The organism is Streptomyces sp. NPDC026538, assembly GCF_055567535.1.
Genome location: NZ_JBVHQG010000001.1, coordinates 1479947 through 1500781 on the forward strand (window position 1 = coordinate 1479947; position 20835 = coordinate 1500781).

A 20835-nucleotide genomic window follows, 5' to 3' on the forward strand; every position below is an offset into this window, starting at 1 on the left:
TAAGTCTCTACGCTCGGAGGTTCAGGCCGGGCCCGCACCCCTTCTTGCTGCGTCTCCCCCCTCGACAGACCCGATACCGACTGCGAAGGACACCGACCATGCGCCGCGCCTTGATCGTCGTTGATGTGCAGAACGACTTCTGTGAGGGGGGCAGCCTCGCGGTGGCGGGCGGCGCCGACGTGGCCGCCGCGGTCACGGAGCTGATCGGGCAGGCGCCCGCCGGCTACCGCCACGTGGTGGCGACCCGCGACCACCACATCGCGCCGGGCGGCCACTTCGCCGACAACCCCGACTACGTGCACAGCTGGCCGGCGCACTGCGTGGCCGGCACGGAGGGCGTCGGCTTCCATCCGAACTTCGCCCCGGCGGTCGCCTCCGGCGCGGTGGACGCGGTGTTCAGCAAGGGGGCGTACTCGGCCGCCTACAGCGGCTTCGAGGGCACGGACGAGAACGGTGTCCCGCTGGCCGACTGGCTCCGCGCCCGGGAGATCACCGAGGTGGACGTCGTCGGGATCGCCACGGACCACTGCGTGCGGGCCACCGCGCTGGACGCCGCGAAGGAGGGTTTCCGCACGCACGTCCTGCTCGACCTGACCGCCGGGGTCGCCGCGGTGACCACCGCCACGGCCCTCCAGGAGCTGCGCGAGGCAGGCGTGGAGCTGACCGGGAAGCCCGTCGTCTGAAGGGCTCCGGCCGGGCCCGGAGGAGAGGCCGGGGAGTCAGGCCTGGGCGGCCGGCCGGCGCAGCAGGGCCCTGATCGGATGCCACAGCTCCGTCACCGTGACACCGTTGTCAGGGGCCGTTCGCCATATGAGGCCGTCGGGGTGGTGGAGGACGGCCGTGATCTCGTCCGGGGACGGCGGGGCGGCGTTGCCCCGCAGGTAGACGGCACGCATGCCCAGGTTGCGGAGCCTGGTCAGGGCGCGGGCGCGGTTCTGGGCGAGGACCAGCACCCGTACCCCGGCGGTGCCCCCGGCAGGGGCGGGGCTGGGCAGGTTCAGTGCCACCACCACGCTGCCGTTCGGCAGCTTGCAGAACCCTCCTGCGGCCATGCGGTCATCCCCCCGTACGAGTCGGTGTCAATAAGAAAGCCACAGGACGCACCTAAACACGATCGGCGGCGACCCGCCAGGGGGTCACCGCCGATACGTCTCTGACCTGCGAAGATGCGAGCTACTTCACCGCAGGGCCCACCTGGAGGGAGATCGTCGAGCCGTCTCGGGCCTCCGTGACAATGTTGATCTTCGTGTTGGTGTCAGTGATCTTGACACCGGCGGCCGGGTTCGAGGCGTCGTAGTAGGTGCTCTTGTGGTCGTTGAAGACCGACACCCCGGCCGACTGCCTGATCTTGGTCGCCACGTCCGCGTTGTGGAGCGTGATCCCGTCGCTCGCGTAGAGGCTGAACGGCGAGTCGTAGGCCTGGACGCGGTTGCGCATCAGCGTGCCGTTGGACCACTTCAGCGGCGCCGGGTGCGAGTCGATCGGGAGGATGAGACCCGTTCCCGGGTGGACGCTGGTGTTGTCGTCCGCCTCGGAGGTGTCCCACTTCCAGATCAACAGGCCGTTCTGGTACGGGTAGTGCTCCACCCAGTCCGGACGGGTCGTCGAGAAGCCGAAGTTGTACGGACCGGTCTTGAGGGTCTTGTCGTACGACACGTACTGGCGGTTCTCCGCGATGTAGTACTGCGCGTAGTCCTTGGTGAAGGACGCGCCGATGCGGGAGAAGCCGGACGCGGTCCAAGCCGGGTCCGCCGACTCCGCGTTGTCGGAGAAGAGGGCCGAGCCGTCCGCGGTCACCGTGATCTCGTCGGCCGCGAAGCCCTTCAGGGCGACCCCGCCGTCGGTCTGGTAGCGGAAGCGCAGCTGGATCTTCTGGCCCGCGTAGGCGTCCAGCGGGTACGACAGCTTGGTGTACGCGTCGACCGAACCGGTGAGCGCCGGCTTGTCGCTGCCGTCGCGCGGGATGGCCTGGCCGCCCGCCGTGCCGTCCAGGGCGGTCCAGTTGGCGCCGCCGTCGGTGGACACCTCGGCGTAGAGGTAGTCGTAGCCCGACTCGATGTCGTACCAGCCGTCCAGGCTCAGTGCCGCCGACGACTTGCCGGTCAGGTCGACCTCGCGGGTCAGGGTGTTCTTGAGGTTGTCGCCGCTGCCGCTCCACCACTGGGTCGAGCCCTGGGCCGGGGCGACGACGGTGGTGGTGACCGCCTTGTCGGGCAGCGAGACCACCAGGGCCTGCTTGTCCTTGGTGTTGTACTCGGCCACGCCCAGCTTGTGCGAGGACTTCGCGCCGGCCTTGGCCACGTCGTAGTTGAGCCAGCCGAGCTGCAGCTTGTCCCAGGCGTTCATGTCGCCGGGCAGGTCGCCGATGGCCTCCTTGCCGGTGCCCAGCCAGGAGCCGGAGGACATCAGGGTCCAGAAGCCGGTGGAGTTCTCGCCGCCGTTGGTGTCGTACTCGTCGGGCAGGCCGAGGTCGTGGCCGTACTCGTGGGCGTAGACCCCGAGTCCGCCGTTCTCCGGCTGCATGGTGTAGTCGCCGACCCAGATGCCGGTGTCGCCGACCTGGGTGCCGCCGAGCTTGTTGCCCGCGGGACCGGTGGCGCCGGCGTCGGTGCCGAAGGCGTACCAGCGGTGCGCCCAGATGGCGTCGGTGCCCTGGGCGCCGCCGCCCGCGGACTCGTCCTCGCCGGCGTGCACGATCTGGAAGTGGTCGACGTAACCGTCGGGCTCGTTGAAGTTGCCGTCGCCGTCGTAGTCGTAGCGGTCCCACTGGTCGTACTGGGCGAGGTCGGCCTTGATGGCGGCGTCGGACTCGCCGGCCGCCTTCTGGCCGGCGACCCAGGACGTCAGTCCGTCGCGGACCAGGTTCCAGACGCTGGAGCAGGTGGTGGAGCCGCAGGCGTTGTTGCCGTAACGGGCCTCGTTGTAGGGGACCTTGACCCAGTCGGTGACCTCGCCGTCGACCGAGTAGCGGCCCGAGGACTGCTTCTCGTAGTACTTCTTCAGCGACTCGGTCTTCTTGCCGGTGCCGAAGTAGAGGTCCTGGAAGTGGGCCTGGTTGTAGTCCGCCTGCCAGGCCGTGGAGTTGTCCTTGGTGCGGTCCGGCGCGGCTATCTGGTTGTGCAGCGGGCCGACCGTGCCGCCGTAGCGGGGGTCGCTCTGGTCGCCGAACTCCACCAGGATCGTGAAGATCTTGTCGGTCTTCTCCCGGCCGAGCTCGACGTACTTGCTGTCGCCCTTCTTGCCCTTGAGCTGAACGACCTTCGAGCCGTCCCGGTCCTTGACCTGGGCCTTGCCGGCTATGACCTGGTCGAGAGCCTCCTGCCGCTGGGCTTCCTGGGTCTTGCTCAGGGGGCCGTCGAGGTTGTGCTCGTCCTGCTTCGTCGACGGATCCTTCCGGTCGACGGTGGAGCCGGCCGTCTTCGTCGCGGCCTGGGCGACCGCGAAGGTGGTGAAGCCCGCGGATGCCGTTGCGAGTGTCACCCCGATGGCGAGCGCTCTCAACGTCCAGGATCTACTGGTCACTTGAGTTCCTCCCCCGCGCCGCGCGCACGGAAGGGGGGTCCGGATTCATGGAGGGATCCGTGCACGCACGATCAACGCGTCGATTCAAGTGACGTCATTTGACTACTGGTTTACGAGAAAAGACAGACCTTGACTTGGACAGTTCAACTGCACTATGCGGAGAGGAAGTTCGCTTTACGGACACCGCGCTAGGGGTCGACCCCTGACGGGCCTCGCTCAACCGGCGCGCATATGCCTCCGGTTGCCGTATGCCATGCGACCGTGCGCCCCCTGTGCACCGGTACCGTGGGTTAGGTCACGCTTACCAGCCGTTCCGCTCGGGCATGCACGCGAATAGAGTCGAACGGTGGAACGTCCGGAAGCCGGTGGAAAGCAAGGCCGGCTCCCCGTCTCACCCCCACATCTTCCGAGGACACGATTGCCATGCCTCGTCCGACCCCGGCACAGCTCGTCTACGGTTCGTGCACCGTGATCTGCTCGACGCTCGCCATGCTGCTGCTGTCACAGACGAGTTCGGGCATCGGGATCGCGGTCATCGCGCTCGCGGCGCTCGGTCTGGGACTGCTGGTCGCCATGACGGTGCCACTCCCCCGGCCGCGCACGGTCGCGCAGTCCGAGCCCGCCCCGATCGCATCGCCCCAGGTGCGGGTCCCCCGGCACCGGGAGACCGTGGCCGCCGCCACGGCCGAGTCCGTCCGGGAGCACACCGCGCCCTGACGCACGCACACCCGAGAAGCAGGCGAAGTCGGCGGATCCGTGAGACTGACGGACCCGCCGACTGCTTGTGCGCCCCCTGCCCTTCCGGTGTCAGTTCCTCGTACTGACCACGACCGTCTTCGCGGCCTTGTCGTGCAGCCCCTGCTTGTACGGCTTGTCGAAGTAGCTCCAGCCGCCGCAGATGACCGTCCACACACAGGCGCAGCAGAAGGCGAACGGCAGCCACAGCACCAGGGCCCGCACCAGCGAGGTCTGGGCGGAGGGCGTGGCGCCGTCGGCCAGGTCGGCGACCCGCATGCCGAGCCACTTCTTGCCGAGGGTCTGCCCGGCCTTGACGGTCATCAGGGTGTCGTACCCGACGAACAGGACGGCGGCCACCAGCGACTGCGCGAAGGACTTGCCGAACTCCATCTTGTCGCCGTTCACCTGGTACTCGCGCACCCCGAAGGCCCAGGTGAGCAGCCAGACCACGATGAGCACCAGGACCATGTCGATGATCCGGGCGAGGGTGCGTCTGCCGCTGTCGGCGAGCGGCGGCATCCCGGCGAGCGGATCGGCGGGATAGCCACCGCCGCCGCCTGCGCCGTAGGGACCGCCGCCTCCGCCGTTGTAGGGACCGCCGCCACCCGCTCCGTAGGGACCGCCGCCGTAGGAGGGCGGCGGGGGCTGCGCGCCGCCGTACGGGGTGTCGTACGGCGAGCCCGGCCCCTGGCCCGCGCCCGGCTCACCGGACGGCGGCTGCTTCTTGAACGGGTCGTCCTCCGGCGGCTGTCCGGAGCCCGGGGGCGGTTCGGTGCTCATGGCCCGAGTGGACCGCGAAGCCGCCCGGTCCGCATCCGGCGCGGGGCCGTACGGGGTACGACGCCCCGTCAGCCGGCGACGAAGGTGTGCGCCGCCTTGTCGTGCCAGCACTGGTGCCAGGGCCGGTCGAACAGGCACCAGGCGACGCCGACGATCCCGATGCCGAGCAGACCGGGCACCGTGTACACCAGCCAGCGGCGCAGCGCCGAGCCGAACGCCGGGGGCTCGTGGCCCTCGATGTCCCGTACCTCCAGGCCGAACAGCTTCTTGCCGAGCGTGCGACCCCACTTGGCGGTGGGCAGCACCTCGTAGAGGACGCCGACGAGGAGCAGGACGGCGAGCACGATGCCGAGGTAGAGGCCGGTCGTGCCGTCGAGCAGCCAGACGGTCTCGGTACGGCCGGAGAGCTTGGCCGCGTCGATCTTGTCCTGCACGTGGTCGGCCGCCCGGGTGCCGAGCGGTACGGCGGCCGCGGCGGTCACCATGCCGACGACCAGGCTGTCGACGAGCCGCGCGGCGAACCGCTTGCCGAGTCCGGCGGGGCGGGCCGACGCCTGCCGCCGGGCGGCCGCCTGGAAGACGTCCTCCACCGGCGGCTTCCAGGGCGCGACCTGCTGATCACCCGCGAGCTGATGCACCTGCTGCGCCCAGGAGGACTGCCCCCCGCCGGGCCCCGCGGTCATGGGGGCGGCAGCCTGCGGCCCGGCGGACTGCGCGGGCACGGCGGGAGCGGCGGCCTGGGGAGCGGCGGGAGCCGGGGCCGAGGCGGCGCGTTCCGCGGCGGCCTTTCCGGCGCCGAAGCCGGGGCGGGCGCCACCGGGAGCGCCGACCGGGCCCTGCGCACCGAAACCGGCCGCACCGGCGGGGCCCTGAGCGCCGTGGCCACCGGACCCGGAGGCCCCGGCCGCGCCCGGACCACCGGACCCCGGCGCACCGAACCCGCCCGAAGCCGCCGCGCCGGAACCCTGTCCGCCGGCCCCGGCGCCGGCACCTTGGCCGCCTGAACCCGGACCGCCGAACCCGGCCGCGCCGGCCCCCGCGCCCTGACCACCCGCGCCCGCCGCGCCGGAACCCTGCCCGCCGGCCCCGCCGGGACCCGTGCCGGCGGTCGCCGCCCCCGTGTTCGGGGGGTTCTCGGCGCGGATCGGGCGGAAGGTCATCGTGCCGTCGTCCATGGGCGGCCGCTCGGCCGGCGGGGTGCCCGCCGGGCCCAGCGTCGGCCTGCGGAAGATGAACGTGCCGCCGGAGTCGACGTCCCCCTGGTCCGCCGGCGGGATCGTCGCCGAGCCGTCCGTGTGGGACGACCGGCCGTCCGGCCGGGGCGGCGAACCCGCCGCCGCCCGGGGGTCGGTGCCCCAGGCACTCCCCTCGGCCGCCCAGCCGGATCCACCCTGCTGCGGGTCCTCGTCGAAGAAGTGCGGGCCGGTCTCCTCCACCGCGGGGGTCGCGGGGCGGGAACCGGGCGGCGGGGCGAGCCGTTCGCCGCCGGACGGAGCCGGGCGGCTGGTGCCCGGCACCCACGCGGCGCCGTTCCAGTAACGGACGTAGCCGGGGATGGACGGGTCCGGGTAGTAGCCCTCGCGGGGCCGTTCGTCACCGGGTGCCGGGGTAGGGGCGGTCATGTCCGTCATCCCGTATCTGCTCGGGGGTCGTGTGGGAGGCTCCACATCTATCAGACGCGCGTGCCCACCACCGCCAGTCCCGCAGGACCCGCCACTTTCCGGGCATCCCTGTGCGCCCCCTTCGGCGCGGCGGAAAAAATTTCCCCGAACCCGCGTAATGCTCACGGCCCCACGCCCTCTCCCCTCGTACGGGCCCGGCCACAGGCGCCCGTACGACCGAGCGAGAGGAAACGAAGTCATGCAGCACACCGTGGTGGAGCGCGAACTGGAGCTGCGGCTCATCCTGTCCCCCGAGCGGAGCGTCCCGGTCCCGGCCCGGCTCGGCTACCGCTCCGACGACCCGTACGCCGTCCATGTCGGCTTCCACATCAACTCGGCGTCCCCGGTCCGCTGGACCTTCGCCCGCGACCTGCTGGTGGAGGGGGTGTTCCGGCCGTGCGGGCAGGGGGACGTGCGGGTGTGGCCGACGAAGGTGGAGGGCCGCTGCGTCGTGCTGATGGCGCTGAGTTCACCCGACGGAGACGCCCTCCTGGAGGCGCCGACCGCCCAGGTGTCCGCCTGGCTGGAGCGGACGCTGCGGGTGGTGCCCCCGGGGACCGAGGGCGGGCGGCTGGGGATCGACGACGCGCTCGACCAGCTGCTCGCCCAGTAAGTCCCCCGACGGCCAGGGCGTGTGGACCGTGTGGCCCGTGTGGCCCGTGTGGGCTCAGAACAGCTTGCCGGGGTTGAGGATGCCCAGCGGGTCGAAGGCGTCCTTCACGGCCCGCTGGAGCTCCACGCCCACCGGCCCGATCTCCCGGGCCAGCCACTCCTTCTTCAGGACGCCGACGCCGTGTTCGCCGGTGATGGTGCCGCCGAGCTCCAGTCCGAGGGCCATGATCTCGTCGAAGGACTCGCGGGCGCGGCGGCACTCCTCGGGGTCCTGCGCGTCGAAGCAGACCGTGGGATGCGTGTTGCCGTCGCCGGCGTGGGCGACCACGCCGATGGTCAGCCCGTGCTTCTCCGCGATGCGCTCGACCCCTTCGATCAGGTCGCCGAGCCGCGAGCGGGGCACGCACACGTCGTCGATCATCGTGGTGCCCTTGACGGCCTCCAGGGCGACCAGCGAGGACCGGCGGGCCTGGAGCAGGAGTTCGGACTCGGCGGCGTCCTCGGCCGGGACCACCTGGGTGGCGCCCGCCTCCTCGCACAGCGCGCCGAGCGCGGCGAGGTCGGCGGCCGGGTCCGGGGTGTCGAAGGCGGCCAGGAGCAGCGCCTCGGTCGACTCCGGCAGGCCCATGCGGGTGAGTGCGTTGACGGCCTTCACGGTCGTACGGTCCATCAGTTCGAGGAGGGACGGTACGTGCCCGCCCGCCATGATCCGGCACACCGCGTCGCAGGCGGCGGCCGCGGAGCCGAACTCGGCGGCCAGCACCAGCTGCTGCGGCGGCTTGGGCTTCAGGGCCAGGACGGCCCGTACGACGACACCGAGCGAGCCCTCGGAACCCACGAACAGCCGGGTCAGGTCGTACCCGGCGACGCCCTTCGCGGTACGCCGGCCGGTGGACAGCAGCCGCCCGTCGGCGAGGACGACGTCCAGGCCGAGCACATACTCGGCGGTCACCCCGTACTTCACACAGCACAGGCCGCCCGACGCCGTGCCGATGTTGCCGCCGATCGTGCACATCTCCCAGCTGGAGGGGTCCGGCGGGTAGGAGAGGCCGTGTTCCTCGACCGCGCGGGAGAGGGTGGCGTTGATGACCCCCGGTTCGACGACGGCGATGCGGTCGACCGGCGAGATCTCCAGGATGCGGTCCATCTTGGTCAGGGACAGCACGATGCAGCCGTCGGTGGCGTTGGCGCCGCCGGACAGGCCGGTGCGGGCGCCCTGCGGGACGACCGGGACGCGCAGCTCGGTGGCGACGCGCAGGACGTGCTGAACCTGCTCGACCGTGCGGGGCAGTACGACGACGGCCGGGGCGCCGGCCGGGCAGAAGCTCGCCATGTCGTTGGCGTAGGAGGTGGTCACATCGGGGTCCACGAGAACCGCGTCGGCCGGCAGGCCCGCCAGGAGCCGGTCGGTGAGGTTGCCGGTGGTCTCGTCCCGAGGCGCTTCGATACGGCTCATGATCACAGCGTCGCACCCGGGGCCATCGGTGTGAACCCCACAGGTGCCCTCCTTGGGCCGCCCGTGCGCGGTCGTCCTATTGACGCACAGTATCCGGCATGTGCGCGCTCGATAACCGACCGTCAGGGCCCACCACCTCGTTGCTCACCGAGTCGGGGCCGCCGCGCCGCCGTCGCCGGGTACTGCGGCGGCTTCTGGTCGTCGCGCTGGCGGGCGGGGCGGCGGCCGGCACGGCGCTGACGGTGTGGCCGCACCGGCCGGAGCCGCGCCACGCCGCCGCGCCGCCCCCGGCGGCCGGGCCCCGGGCCCAGGCGAGGGCGCAGGCCGCGGCGCAGGCGGCGGCGCAGACGGCCGTCCTCAACGGCCTGCCCGCCGCGCTGCCCGACCTCACCGCGCTCATCGGCGCGCGCGAGAGCCGGGTGCGGGCGCAGCCGAAGGACGCGCGGGCCTGGGCGGTGCTCGGGGCCGCGTACGTGGAGCGGGCGCGCCGGACCACCGGCACCGCCGACTATCCGCGGGCCGAGCGGGCGCTGCGGACCTCCCTCCAGGTGGCCGGCAAGGGCAACACCGACGCGCTGGCCGGTCTCGCCGCGCTGGCGAACGCGCGCCGGGACTTCGCGACGGCCAAGCGGTTCGGCGAGGAGGCGCTGAAGGCGGCGCCGAAGCGGTGGTCGACGTATCCGGCGCTGATCGACGCCTACAACGGGCTCGGCGACTACAAGGCGGCCCGGTCCGCGCTGGACAAGCTGATGGCGCTGAAGGTCGGGGCGGCCGTGAAGCCGGCCGTGATGGCACGGGCATCGGCCGTGTACCGGGACCGGGGCTGGCGGGAGGACGCGGTGGCGCAGGTGACGGACGCGGCGGCGGCCGCCGGGACGCCGGCCGAGCAGGCCGCGTACCTGACCCAGGCCGGGCAGCTGGCCTGGGAGCGGGGAGACCGGGACGACGCGCTACGGCACTTCACGGCGGCGGTGCGCCTGGACCCCGACCAGCCGGCGGCGCGGGCCGGGCAGGGGCGGGCGCTGGCCGCGCTGGGCCGCACGCAGGAGGCGCTGGCCACGTACCAGCGGGCGCTCACGCACCGGCCGGATCCACGCGTCACCCTGGAACTGGCCGAGTTGTACGAGTCGCTGGGGATGGGGCACCAGGCGGAGACGCAGTACGCGCTGCTGCAGACGCAGGTGCGGCGGGAGCTGGACGCCGGCGTCGACGACGAGTTGCTGATCGGGCAGTACGAGGCGGACCACGGGGATGCCGAGGAGGGGGTGCAGCGGCTTACGGCCGAGTGGGACCAGCAGCCCGGCATCGAGGTCGCGGACGCGCTCGGGTGGGCGCTGCACCGGGCCGGCGCCGACAAGGAGGCGCTGGGCTACGCCTCGATCGCGACGGACTCGACGAAGGGCGGCGGGGTCCGCAGCGCGTCGTACGCCTTCCACCGGGGCATGATCGAACGCGACCTGGACCTGGAGGCGTCCGCCCGCCGCCACCTTCAGGACGCCCTGCGCATCAATCCGTACTTCTCCCCGCTGCAGGCCCCGGTGGCCCGGGCCACCCTGGCCACCCTGGGCGACCAGCCCCCGAACGAAGAGGCCCCGCAGTGACCCACCGGCGGCCGGGCACCGCCGGGGACCGCCGTCGTGGCGGGGCGCCGTCGCGGCGGAGAGAAGTCTGACCGACGTCGGTTTCCCTCCGCCGCGGCGCGGCGATCAGCCACGCCGGCGGCGGATCCCGGCGGTGCCGGGCCGGCCTCGGCCAGGCGGCTCGCCAACCGGCCCCGCGGCCCACCAGGCCGGCCTCGGCCAGGCGGCTCGCTCACCGGCTCACCGGCCCACCAGGCCAGCGGGCCCCCGGCCCCTGGTTCACAGGTTGCCGCGGCGCTCCTGCTCGCGCTCGATCGCTTCGAAGAGGGCCTTGAAGTTGCCCTTGCCGAAGCCCATGGAGCCGTGGCGTTCGATGATCTCGAAGAAGATCGTCGGGCGGTCCTGGACCGGCTTGGTGAAGATCTGCAGCAGGTAGCCGTCCTCGTCCCGGTCGGCGAGGATCTTCAGCTCGCGCAGGGTGTCGACCGGCACCCGGGTGTCGCCGACCCACTCGCCGAGGGTGTCGTAGTAGGAGTCGGGGGTGTCGAGGAACTCGACGCCGGCCGCTCTCATGGTCCGTACGGTCTCGACGATGTCGTTGCTGTTGAGCGCGATGTGCTGGACGCCCGCCCCGCCGTAGAACTCCAGGTACTCGTCGATCTGGGACTTCTTCTTGGCGACGGCGGGCTCGTTGATCGGGAACTTGACCTTGAGGGTGCCGTCGGCGACGACCTTGGACATCAGCGCGCTGTACTCGGTGGCGATGTCGTCGCCCACGAACTCCTTCATGTTCGTGAAGCCCATGACCCTGTTGTAGAAGCCGACCCACTCGTTCATCCGGCCGAGTTCGACGTTGCCGACGCAGTGGTCGACGGCCTGGAAGGTACGGCGGGCGGGCGGCTCGACGATCGGCGACGCGGCGACGAACCCCGGCAGGTACGGGCCGTCGTACCCGGTCCGCTCGACCAGGGTGTGGCGGGTCTCGCCGTACGTGGCGATCGCGGCGAGCACCACCGTCCCGTGCTCGTCCTTCAGCTCGTAGGGCTCGGCCACCGACCGGGCGCCGTGCTCGACGGCGTACGCGTACGCGGCCCGCGCGTCCGGGACCTCGATGGCCAGGTCGACGACCCCGTCACCGTGCTCGGCGACGTGCCTGGACAGGAACGTGCCCCACTCGGTCTCCGGCCTGACGACGGAGGTGAGGACGAACCGCGCCGAGCCGTTCTCCAGGACGTAGCTCGCGGTCTCCCGGCTGCCGTGCTCCGGTCCGGAGTACGCGACCAGCCGCATGCCGAACGCGCTGGAGTAGTAGTGCGCCGCCTGCTTGGCGTTGCCGACGGCGAAGACGACCGCGTCCATTCCCTTGACCGGGAAGGGATCGTCCTGCCGGGTGGTCGCGTCGGGAGTGTGCTGTGTGGTCTGCGTCATGGTCGAAGGGTGACCCCGGCCCACAAGGTGCGCAATAGTTCCCGTATTCACTGGACAACATGTTCAGCGGTACGGCCGTAATGGCGGACTTTCTGTGCAGGATGACCATCCGGAGGCGGGCATGGCGATCGATCATCTGGACGGGCGGATCCTGGTGCTGCTGGCCCGGGAACCGCGGATCGGCGTGCTGGAGATGTCCCGTCGGCTCGGGGTGGCGCGCGGGACCGTGCAGGCCCGGCTCGACCGGCTTCAGTCGAATGGAGTGATCCAGGGATTCGGCCCGCAGGTGGACCCGGCGGCCCTCGGCTACCCCGTCACCGCGTTCGCCACGCTGCAGATCCGGCAGGGCCAAGGCCCGGACGTACGGGCGCACTTGGCGACCGTGCCGGAGGTGCTGGAGCTGCTCACCACCACCGGCACCGGCGACATGCTGTGCCGGCTGGTGGCCCGCTCCAACGCCGATCTCCAGCGGGTGATCGACCGGGTCGTCGGTTTTGATGGCATTGTCCGGGCCTCCACGGCGATCGTCATGGAGAACCCCGTTCCGCTGCGGATCATCCCGCTGGTGGAACAGGCCGCGGCGGACAGCGAAGGGACGACCTGACCGGCTCGGAGTTCGGGGTGAGCGCGCGTGAGCTTCTGGGAGTACCTGGGCAACCGGCACCAGACCCTGCTCACGGACGCCTACCAGCACGCCAGCGCGGTCTTCCAGTGCATGGTCGCGGCGACCCTCATCGGCGTACTGATCGGTCTCGTCACCTACCGCAGCGAGTGGGCGGGCAACCTCGCCACCACCGCGACCGCCACCATCCTCACCGTCCCCTCCCTCGCCATGATCGGTCTGCTGATCCCGGTCGTGGGCCTCGGCGTCCCGCCGACGGTGATCTCCCTGACGCTGTACGGGCTGTTGCCGATCGTGCGGAACTCGATCGTGGGCCTGCGCGGGGTCGACCCGATGCTGGTGGACGCGGCCAGGGGCATCGGCATGTCCCGGCTGACACGGCTGATGCGGGTGGAGCTGCCGCTGGCCTGGCCGCCGATCCTGACCGGCATCCGGGTCTCCACACAGATGCTGATGGGCATCGCCGCGATCGCCGCGTACGCCTCCGGTCCCGGCCTCGGCAACGAGATCTTCCGCGGACTGGCCTCCCTGGGCAGCAAGAACGCGCTCAACCAGGTACTGGCGGGTACCGTCGGGATCATCATCCTCGCGCTGCTGTTCGACGCGGCGTACGTCCTGATCGGACGGCTGACCATTCCCAGGGGGATCCGTGGCTGAATCCCATGGCGCCTCGATCGAGCTGGAGAACCTGACCAAGCGCTACCCGGGCGGCCCGCAGCCGGCCGTGGACAACGTGAACATGGAGATCAGGGCCGGCGAGACGGTGGTGTTCGTCGGCCCGTCCGGCTGCGGCAAGTCGACCACCCTGAAGATGATCAACCGGCTGATCGAGCCGACCGGCGGCCGGATCCGGATCGGCGGCGAGGACGTCACCGACATCGACGCGGTGAAGCTGCGCCGCAAGGTCGGCTACGCCATCCAGTCCGCCGGGCTGTTCCCGCACATGACGGTCGCCCAGAACATCGCCCTGGTCCCGAAGATGCTCCGCTGGCCGAAGGCCCGGATCCGCGCCCGCGTCGAGGAGCTGCTCGACCTGGTCGGCCTGGACCCCGGCGAGTTCCACGCCCGCTATCCGCGCCAGCTCTCCGGCGGCCAGCAGCAGCGGGTGGGCGTGGCCCGGGCGCTGGCCGCCGATCCGCCGGTGCTGCTGATGGACGAGCCGTTCGGCGCCGTGGACCCGATCACCCGTGACCATCTCCAGGACGAGCTGATCAGACTCCAGCGCGAACTGCACAAGACGATCGTCTTCGTCACCCACGACTTCGACGAGGCGATCAAGCTCGGCGACCGGATCGCCGTACTCCGCGAACGCTCGCACATCGCCCAGTTCGACACCCCGGAGGCGATCCTCACCAACCCGGCGGACGACTTCGTCTCCGGTTTCGTCGGCGCGGGCGCGGCCCTGAAGCGGCTGAACCTCACCCGGGTCCGGGACGTCGAGATGGGGGACTATCCGACGGTCACCCTGGACACCCCGCTCCAGGAGATCTTCAACAAACTGCGCGGCAGCGGCACGAACGAGATCCTGCTGCTCGACAAGCGCGGCCGCCCCTACAAGTGGCTCCGGCGCGGCGACCTGATGCGGGCCAGGGGCTCGCTGGCCCGCGCCGGCACGCTGGTGCACGACACGGTGACCCGGGACGCGACCCTGCGCGACGCGCTGGAGGCGGTGCTGACCGACAACGCGGGCCGGGTCGCGGTGACCGGGCGGCGCGGCCAGTTCATCGGGGTGGTCGACATGGAGACCCTGATGAACTCGGTGCACGAGCTCCTGGAGGCCGACCGCCTCGAAGCGATGGAGCACCAGCACGAACTCGAGGAGGCCCGGGCCGCCCAGACCCATGCCGAACAGGAGGGCGAGGGAGGGGAGCAGAAGGCGTGAGCACGTCCCCCGACGCCCGCCCCGAGGGCGAGCACGAGGTCAAGGGCCTCGCCTTCCGTGACGAGGGCGAGGCCGAACAGGAGGCCCCGCCGCCGCGGCAGGGGCCGCCGGCCCGCCGTATCACCTGGCGGAAGCTGACGTTCCTGCCGGCGTTCCTGGTGGCGCTGCTGCTGGCCACCTGGCTGTGGTTCCAGCAGGCCCACCTGGACACGATCTCCGCGAACGCCCTCTCCCACGGCCAGGTCTCCAAGTGTCTGTGGCAGCAGGTGAAACTCACCGTGATCTCCACGTTCTTCGTGCTGATCATCGCGATCCCGCTGGGCATCCTGCTGACCCGCAAGGCCTTCCGGAAGGCCACCCCGGTGGCGATGGCCTTCGCCAACATGGGCCAGGCGACCCCGGCGATCGGCCTGCTGGCCCTGCTGGTCATCTGGCTGGGCGTCGGCGAGAAGCCGGCCCTGATCGGCATCATCGTCTACGCGATCCTGCCGGTCCTCTCCAACACCATCACGGGCCTCAAGGCGAACGACCCCACCCTCCTGGAGGCGGCGCGCGGCATCGGCATGTCCCCGCTGGGCGTGCTGCGGAAGGTGGAGCTGCCGCTGGCCGTCCCGCTGATCCTGGCGGGCGTCCGTACGGCCCTGGTCCTCAACGTCGGTACGGCGACGCTGGCCACCTTCGGCGGAGGCGGCGGCCTGGGCGTCCTGATCACCACCGGCATCACGAACCAGCGCATGCCGGTCCTGGTCCTCGGCTCGGTGCTCACGGTGGCCCTGGCGCTGCTGGTGGACTGGCTGGCCTCACTGGCGGAGATCCTGCTCCGGCCGCGGGGCCTGGAGGTGGGCCGGTGAGACGGTTCCGTGTGCCACCGGCGCTGGTGCTGACCCTGCTGGCGCTGCTGCCGGCCGCCGGCTGCGGTCTGACGAGCGGCTCCCCCATGGTCGACGACGTGACACCTGGCTCGATCGGATCCGGAGAGCCCCTCAAGGGCGCCCATCTCACGGTCACCTCCAAGGAGTTCACGGAACAGCTGATCCTCGGCGCGATCATGGGCATCGCCTTCGAGGCGGCTGGCGCGGAGGTCCTCGACCGCACCGGCATCCAGGGCTCGATCGGCGCCCGCGAGGCGGTCAAGTCCGGGGAGGCCGACGGGATGTACGAGTACACCGGCACGGCGTGGATCACCTATCTGGGCAACAGCCACCCCATCCCCGACCCGCAGCGGCAGTGGCAGGCGGTCCACGACGCCGACCTGCGCAACGGCCTGACCTGGCTTGCGCCCTCCCGGCTCAACAACACCTACGCACTGGCCATGAACCAGGCCAACTTCAGGAAGTACGGCACGAAGACCCTGTCGGAGGTGGCCGCGCTGGCGAAGTCGGACCCGGGCGCGGTGACCCTGTGCGTGGAGGGCGAGTTCGCCAACCGCGCCGACGGCCTGCCCGGCATGGAGAAGGCGTACGGCATGAGCGTGCCGGCCAGGAACATCACGCAGATGGACACCGGGATCATCTACACCCAGGTACAGAAGGGCAGTTGCACCTACGGCGAGGTCTTCACGACCGACGGCCGCATCAGGTCCATGAACCTGGTGGTGATGCAGGACGACAGGAAGTTCTTCCCCAACTACAACGCGGCGCCCGTGATCAACACCAAGGCTCTGAAGAAGTGGCCGGCGATCGCGACGGTCCTGGACCCGGTGACGGCGAAGCTGGACAACACGGTGGCCCAGACGCTGAACGCGAAGGTGGACGTGGCCGGCGAGGACCCGCACCAGGTGGCACTGGACTGGATGAAGGCGGAGGGGTTCGTCAAGTAGCGGGGCCGGAGCGGGAGTTCCAAAGGACTCGATGCAAAAGAGTGGTTGCAAAGGGTTCTTTGCATCGCTATCTTTGTACGCATGACGGAGCACGAGGACCGGAAACAGCGTCGGCTGGACGCACGTTCACTGCGCGGGCTCGCCCACCCGCTGCGGATGCAGCTGCTGGACGCGCTACGGCAGCACGGTCCCGCCACCGCGTCCCAACTGGCGGAGCGACTGGGCGAGTCCAGCGGCGCGACCAGCTACCACCTGCGCCAGCTCGCCGAACACGGCTTCGTCGAGGACGCTCCCGAGCGCGGCAAGGGCCGGGAACGGTGGTGGCAGGCGGTGGACCAGGGCCTCCGCTTCGACAGTGCGGACTTCGAGGACGCGAGTCCCGAGGTGCGGGGGCTGACGGAGGTGTTCCTCCAGGAGGGCGCCGCACGCCATGCCCGCGAGCTGTCCGCCTGGCTCGGCACCCGCGACCAGTGGCCCCAGGCCTGGGCCCGTTCCACCGACATGAGCGACATGAGCCTGCGGCTCACACCGGATCTCGCCATCGAACTGATCGGCAGGATGCATGACCTGATCGACGGCTACCGCGACCGGGTCCCCGACAAGGACACCCCGCAGTCGGAGCAAGTACGCATCCACACGCACCTCTTCCCCATCGAGACGGACTGAGAGGCACGACATGCACACGCAGACCCAGCTCGCCCAGCACCGGACGACGGAACTCCGCACCCAGGCGGAGGCCTACCGCCTGGCGAAGGAGACCAGGCCTGAGAGGGAGCTGCGCACCCGTCTGGGCTGGGCGTTGGTCGAAGTCGGCCTGCGCATCGCGACTCCGGTGCCGGCAGCGTCCTGAGGGGCGCGGGGCTGTATCACCGTGCGGCTCCGCCGCGCGGGCGCGACCGGCCCCCACCGGCGGGCCGGCCGAAACTCAACAGGCCGGGACGCTCTTCCCCTTCTCCAACGCGACCAACTCGGATACAGCCCCCTTGAGACTGGTCACCGGCACCAACCGCAACCCCTTCGGCAGCTCGGCCTTCGCATCGGCGCACTCGTCCTTCGGCACCAGGAAGACCGTCGCCCCGTCCCGCCGCGCGGCCTGCGTCTTCAGCGCCACCCCGCCCACGGCCCCCACCGTGCCGTCGGCGCTGATGGTCCCCGTACCGGCGATGTTCTTCCCCCCGGTGAGGTCGCCCCCGCTGCCGTTCCCGTCCAGCTTGTCGACGATCCCGAGCGAGAACAGCAACCCCGCACTCGGCCCGCCCACGTCCGCCAGCTTCAGGGTCACCTTGACCTTGTCGGCGCTGAGATCCAGGTACTTCAGCGCGGCCTGCGCCGCCGCGTCCTGCGACTGCTCCATCTGCTCGGTGTTGTGCTGCTCGATCTCCTTGACGTTGTCGCCGCTCGGATACACCGAGTCGCGCGGCATCACCGCCCGGTCCGTGCGGAACCAGTTGCCGAGGACGTCGCCCAGCGACACCCGGGTGTCCGGCCCGGTCGCCTCGATCGTCGTCATCCGCAGCTGCCCGCCGGTGGTCCGGGTGGGCGCCCCGGAGATGGTGATCACCGGGGTGCCCTGGTTGTCGCCGAGCACGTTCGCCGTCATCCCGGGCTGGGCCACCGAGAACGGCAACGGCGCGAAGACGGCCGTACCGATCAGAGCCACGACGGGAACCGTACAGACGGCGACGGCCTGGAGACGCGTGAGACGTGAGAGCACGGAGTCAATCTAACGCGACGACGTGGCAACCACTTCAGGCCATCGCCCCGGCCCATCACCCCGGACCCTCGCCGGACCCTCAGCGCAACGCCTCCGCGACCTCCCGCGCCGCGTCCATGACCCGCGCCCCCACCCGCTCGGGCACGGCGTCGGCCAGCATCACGACCCCGACGCTCCCCTCGACCCCGGTGACCCCGAGCAGGGGCGCGGCCGCACCGCTCGCACCGGCCTCCAGTTCGCCGTGGGTCAGCGTGTACCCGGGGTCGTCCTTCGGCGAGTGCCGTGCGGCCAGGATCGCCTTCCCGGCGGCCCCCCGGTCCAGCGGGTGCCGGAACCCGGCCCGGTAGGCCACGTGGTAGTCGGTCCAGCTCGGCTCGACGACCGCGACGGCGAGCGCCTCGGTCCCGTCGACCAGCGTCAGGTGTGCCGTCGCCCCTATGTCCTCGGCGAGCGACCGCAGGGCCGGCAGCGCGGCCTCCCGTACGAGCGGATGCACCTGCCGTCCCAGCCGCAGTACTCCGAGGCCGACCCGGGCTCGCCCGCCCAGATCGCGCCGTACCAGCGCATGCTGCTCGAGCGTGGCAAGCAACCGGTACACCACGGTCCGGTTCACGCCCAGTTTGTTGGAAAGCTCGGTGACGGTCAGCCCGTGGTCCGTGTCGGCCAGCAACTTGAGGACCCTGAGGCCCCGGTCGAGCGTCTGAGAGGTCTCCGCGGTCACGACGCCCACTCCTTAAGTGGTGAGGTCGGCAGCCTCCGACGCGGCGGATGCGTCGCCGAGTCCCGTCAGCGACGCGCTTCAGAGGCCGCCGATCGGCAGGACGGCCCGGCGGCTCCGGGCCCAGTCGCTTCACGGCTGCGCTCCGCGGCGGCGCTGCCACGGGGCGTGTGCGTAGCCGGACAGTAGCGAAGGGGGTTCGCTGAGCGGAAGCCTCCGTCCAGAATCCGGTCACGCTCGGGTACGGACTACTTCGGTATGTGACGGTATGCGCCCACGTATCGCGCCCAAAGAGGCCAGGTATCGCGGCCAAAGGGGCACGAGGCCCTGTCGACCTGCGGCTCCGCCGCGTGGGCCGGACGAGCCCCCGCTCACCCGCGGCCTGCCGACTACCTCATACGCGTGGCCCACTCCTGCACCTTGGCGATCCGCTGCCGGAGCTGTCCCGCCGTGGCCTCCGCGCTCGGCGGCCCCCCGCACACTCGGCGCAGCTCGGTGTGGATCACCCCGTGCGGCTTGCCGCTCTGGTGCACATACGCGCTGACCATGGTGTTCAGCTGCTTCCGCAGCTCCATCATCTCCTTGTGGGAGACGACGGGGCGCCGTTCCGCGGGCAGTTCCAGCAGGTCGGCCTCGTCGTCCGGCTTCTTGCGGCTGTGCGCGATCTGCCGGGCCTGCCGCTTCTGCAACAGCAGCTGCACCTGGTCGGGCTCCAGCAGTCCCGGGATGCCGAGGTAGTCCTGCTCCTCCTCGCTCCCCGGGTGCGCCTGCATACCGAACTCGGCACCGTCGTACAGCACCCGGTCGAAGACGGCCTCGGACTCCAGCGCCTCGAAGGCGAACTGCTCCTGCTCGCCGGTGTCCTCGTCCTGCTCCTTGTTCGCCTCCTCCATCTCCTTCTCGGACTCGGCGTACGGGTCCTCCTCGCCGTCCTTCTTCGGCTTGTCGAGGGCGTGGTCGCGCTCGACCTCCATCTCGTTGGCGAAGGTCAGGAGATCCGGGACGGTCGGCAGGAACACGGAGGCCGTCTCGCCGCGCCGCCGGGACCGTACGAAACGGCCGACGGCCTGGGCGAAGAAGAGGGGAGTCGAGATGGTGGTGGCGTACACCCCGACGGCGAGCCGGGGGACGTCGACGCCCTCGGACACCATCCGCACCGCGACCATCCACCGGTCGTCGCTCGCGCTGAAGGCGTCGATCCGCTTGGACGCGCCGGTGTCGTCGGAGAGAACGAGGGTGGCCTTGTTCCCGGTGATCTCACGGATGAGCTTGGCGTAGGCCCGGGCCGACTCCTGGTCCGAGGCGATGACCAGGGCCCCGGCATCCGGAATACCCTTCCGCACCTCCGTCAGCCGCTGGTCGGCGGCGCGCAGCACGGCCGGCATCCACTCACCGCGCGGATCGAGCGCCGTACGCCAGGCCTGGCTGACGGCGTCCTTCGTCATCGGCTCGCCGAGCCGCGCGGCGATCTCGTCACCGGCCTTCGTCCGCCAGCGCATGTTGCCGCTGTAGGAGAGGAAGATGACCGGCCGCACGACATGGTCGGCGAGCGCGTTGCCGTACCCGTAGGTGTAGTCGGCGGCGGACCGCCGGATCCCGTCCTGCCCCTCCTCGTACGTCACGAAGGGGATGGGGTTGGTGTCGGACCGGAAGGGCGTACCGGTCAGCGCCAGCCGCCGGGTCGCCGGCTCGAACGCCTCCAGACAGGCCTCGCCCCAGGACTTGGAGTCACCGGCGTGATGGATCTCGTCGAGGATGACGAGCGTCTTGCGCTGCTCGGACCGGTTGCGGTGCAGCATCGGCCGCACCCCGACACCGGCATAGGTGACGGCGACCCCGTCGTACTCCCGGCTGAGCGGTCCCGCGCTGTACTCGGGATCGAGCTTGATCCCTATCCGTGCCGCGGCCTCCGCCCACTGCTTCTTCAGATGCTCGGTGGGGGCGACGACGGTGACCTGCTGCACGACATGGTGGTGCAGCAGCCAGGACGCGAGGGTCAGCGCGAACGTCGTCTTGCCGGCGCCGGGCGTGGCGACGGCGAGAAAGTCACGCGGCTGCTCCTGGACGTACTTCTCCATGGCCCCCTGCTGCCAGGCACGCAGCTTGCTGGCGGTACCCCAGGGTGCCCGGCCGGGGAAGGCCGGCGAGAGGTGGTGGGAGGACGAGGAGGCAGAAGCGGCGGTGGTAGTCACGGTCTCCGTAGTAAGGGGGTCGGGCGGCTACGTATGGGTATGACAACCGGGCCACCCTACCGGCGCCCCGCGGCGGTCAACGCGCGGACAACGCCGCCTCACCCTCGGGTG

20 protein-coding genes are annotated in these 20835 nt (G+C 71.0%); 11 read left to right on the forward strand and 9 right to left on the reverse strand.

Annotated features, from left to right (window positions below):
* Window positions 1–98 precede the first annotated feature (98 nt).
* Window positions 99–683 carry an isochorismatase family protein gene (locus tag ACZ4N4_RS06685; RefSeq protein ID WP_467585149.1) on the forward strand — a complete coding sequence of 195 codons (585 nt, stop codon included), beginning with the start codon at window positions 99–101 and terminating at the stop codon, window positions 681–683.
* 36 nt (window positions 684–719) lie between these two features.
* Here the strand turns inward: ACZ4N4_RS06685 and ACZ4N4_RS06690 are convergent, their stop codons facing one another.
* Together ACZ4N4_RS06690 and ACZ4N4_RS06695 are read right to left on the reverse strand one after the other, a co-directional pair.
* Window positions 720–1052, reverse strand: a complete 333-nt coding sequence (locus ACZ4N4_RS06690) for a hypothetical protein (RefSeq protein ID WP_453571758.1) — start codon at window positions 1050–1052, stop codon at window positions 720–722.
* Between the two features lie 121 nt (window positions 1053–1173).
* Entirely contained in the window at window positions 1174–3522 is a 2349-nt protein-coding gene (locus ACZ4N4_RS06695) for an immune inhibitor A domain-containing protein (RefSeq protein WP_467585152.1), read from the reverse strand.
* A gap of 423 nt (window positions 3523–3945) precedes the next feature.
* Between ACZ4N4_RS06695 and ACZ4N4_RS06700 the strand changes: the two genes are divergently transcribed.
* Window positions 3946–4239 carry a hypothetical protein gene (locus ACZ4N4_RS06700; protein ID WP_467585154.1) on the forward strand — a complete coding sequence of 98 codons (294 nt, stop codon included), beginning with the start codon at window positions 3946–3948 and terminating at the stop codon, window positions 4237–4239.
* Window positions 4240–4329: 90 nt separating this feature from the next.
* Here ACZ4N4_RS06700 and ACZ4N4_RS06705 read toward each other — a convergent pair whose 3' ends face one another.
* Together ACZ4N4_RS06705 and ACZ4N4_RS06710 are read right to left on the reverse strand one after the other, a co-directional pair.
* A complete protein-coding gene (locus tag ACZ4N4_RS06705) occupies window positions 4330–5040 on the reverse strand; it encodes an RDD family protein (protein ID WP_467585157.1) in 711 nt (236 codons plus the stop codon).
* Between the two features lie 68 nt (window positions 5041–5108).
* The gene (locus ACZ4N4_RS06710) at window positions 5109–6662 is read right to left on the reverse strand and encodes an RDD family protein (RefSeq protein WP_467585160.1); all 1554 of its coding nucleotides are present in this window, start codon (window positions 6660–6662) and stop codon (window positions 5109–5111) included.
* A gap of 238 nt (window positions 6663–6900) precedes the next feature.
* Between ACZ4N4_RS06710 and ACZ4N4_RS06715 the strand changes: the two genes are divergently transcribed.
* On the forward strand, window positions 6901–7314 hold the full coding sequence (locus ACZ4N4_RS06715; RefSeq protein ID WP_467585163.1) for an SsgA family sporulation/cell division regulator: 414 nt from the start codon (window positions 6901–6903) through the stop codon (window positions 7312–7314).
* A 54-nt stretch (window positions 7315–7368) separates the two neighbouring features.
* Here the strand turns inward: ACZ4N4_RS06715 and ACZ4N4_RS06720 are convergent, their stop codons facing one another.
* Window positions 7369–8775, reverse strand: coding sequence for an FAD-binding oxidoreductase (locus ACZ4N4_RS06720; protein ID WP_467585166.1), 1407 nt, complete (start codon window positions 8773–8775; stop codon window positions 7369–7371).
* A gap of 92 nt (window positions 8776–8867) precedes the next feature.
* On the opposite strand from ACZ4N4_RS06720, the gene ACZ4N4_RS06725 reads away from it, so the two are divergent.
* Complete coding sequence (locus ACZ4N4_RS06725; protein WP_467585169.1) at window positions 8868–10370, forward strand: tetratricopeptide repeat protein; 1503 nt, start codon at window positions 8868–8870, stop codon at window positions 10368–10370.
* 258 nt (window positions 10371–10628) lie between these two features.
* Here the strand turns inward: ACZ4N4_RS06725 and hppD are convergent, their stop codons facing one another.
* Window positions 10629–11777, reverse strand: a complete 1149-nt coding sequence (gene hppD, locus ACZ4N4_RS06730; RefSeq protein ID WP_467585172.1) for a 4-hydroxyphenylpyruvate dioxygenase — start codon at window positions 11775–11777, stop codon at window positions 10629–10631.
* A 121-nt stretch (window positions 11778–11898) separates the two neighbouring features.
* Here hppD and ACZ4N4_RS06735 point away from each other — a divergent pair, with 121 nt between their 5' ends.
* From ACZ4N4_RS06735 to ACZ4N4_RS06765, 7 genes are all read left to right on the forward strand, one after another.
* Window positions 11899–12381, forward strand: a complete 483-nt coding sequence (locus tag ACZ4N4_RS06735) for an Lrp/AsnC family transcriptional regulator (RefSeq protein ID WP_351748245.1) — start codon at window positions 11899–11901, stop codon at window positions 12379–12381.
* A 27-nt stretch (window positions 12382–12408) separates the two neighbouring features.
* Window positions 12409–13056 (forward strand): ABC transporter permease, encoded by a 648-nt coding sequence (locus ACZ4N4_RS06740; RefSeq protein WP_450756303.1) that lies wholly within the window; start codon window positions 12409–12411, stop codon window positions 13054–13056.
* On the forward strand, window positions 13049–14281 hold the full coding sequence (locus tag ACZ4N4_RS06745; protein WP_453571728.1) for a betaine/proline/choline family ABC transporter ATP-binding protein: 1233 nt from the start codon (window positions 13049–13051) through the stop codon (window positions 14279–14281). Before ACZ4N4_RS06740 ends, ACZ4N4_RS06745 begins: the two co-directional genes overlap by 8 nt.
* A complete protein-coding gene (locus ACZ4N4_RS06750) occupies window positions 14278–15132 on the forward strand; it encodes an ABC transporter permease (protein WP_467585177.1) in 855 nt (284 codons plus the stop codon). The genes ACZ4N4_RS06745 and ACZ4N4_RS06750 overlap by 4 nt, the downstream gene beginning before the upstream one ends.
* Window positions 15133–15218: 86 nt before the next feature.
* A complete protein-coding gene (locus tag ACZ4N4_RS06755) occupies window positions 15219–16100 on the forward strand; it encodes a glycine betaine ABC transporter substrate-binding protein (protein ID WP_453572134.1) in 882 nt (293 codons plus the stop codon).
* Window positions 16101–16181: 81 nt separating this feature from the next.
* Entirely contained in the window at window positions 16182–16766 is a 585-nt protein-coding gene (locus ACZ4N4_RS06760) for an ArsR/SmtB family transcription factor (RefSeq protein ID WP_467585179.1), read from the forward strand.
* Between the two features lie 10 nt (window positions 16767–16776).
* A complete protein-coding gene (locus tag ACZ4N4_RS06765; protein WP_467585181.1) occupies window positions 16777–16950 on the forward strand; it encodes a hypothetical protein in 174 nt (57 codons plus the stop codon).
* Window positions 16951–17025: 75 nt separating this feature from the next.
* Here the strand turns inward: ACZ4N4_RS06765 and ACZ4N4_RS06770 are convergent, their stop codons facing one another.
* From ACZ4N4_RS06770 to ACZ4N4_RS06780, 3 genes are all read right to left on the reverse strand, one after another.
* On the reverse strand, window positions 17026–17814 hold the full coding sequence (locus ACZ4N4_RS06770) for a S16 family serine protease (protein ID WP_467585183.1): 789 nt from the start codon (window positions 17812–17814) through the stop codon (window positions 17026–17028).
* Between the two features lie 79 nt (window positions 17815–17893).
* The gene (locus tag ACZ4N4_RS06775; RefSeq protein WP_453571713.1) at window positions 17894–18535 is read right to left on the reverse strand and encodes an IclR family transcriptional regulator; all 642 of its coding nucleotides are present in this window, start codon (window positions 18533–18535) and stop codon (window positions 17894–17896) included.
* Between the two features lie 386 nt (window positions 18536–18921).
* Window positions 18922–20724, reverse strand: coding sequence for a DEAD/DEAH box helicase (locus ACZ4N4_RS06780; protein ID WP_467585186.1), 1803 nt, complete (start codon window positions 20722–20724; stop codon window positions 18922–18924).
* Window positions 20725–20835: the final 111 nt, after the last annotated feature.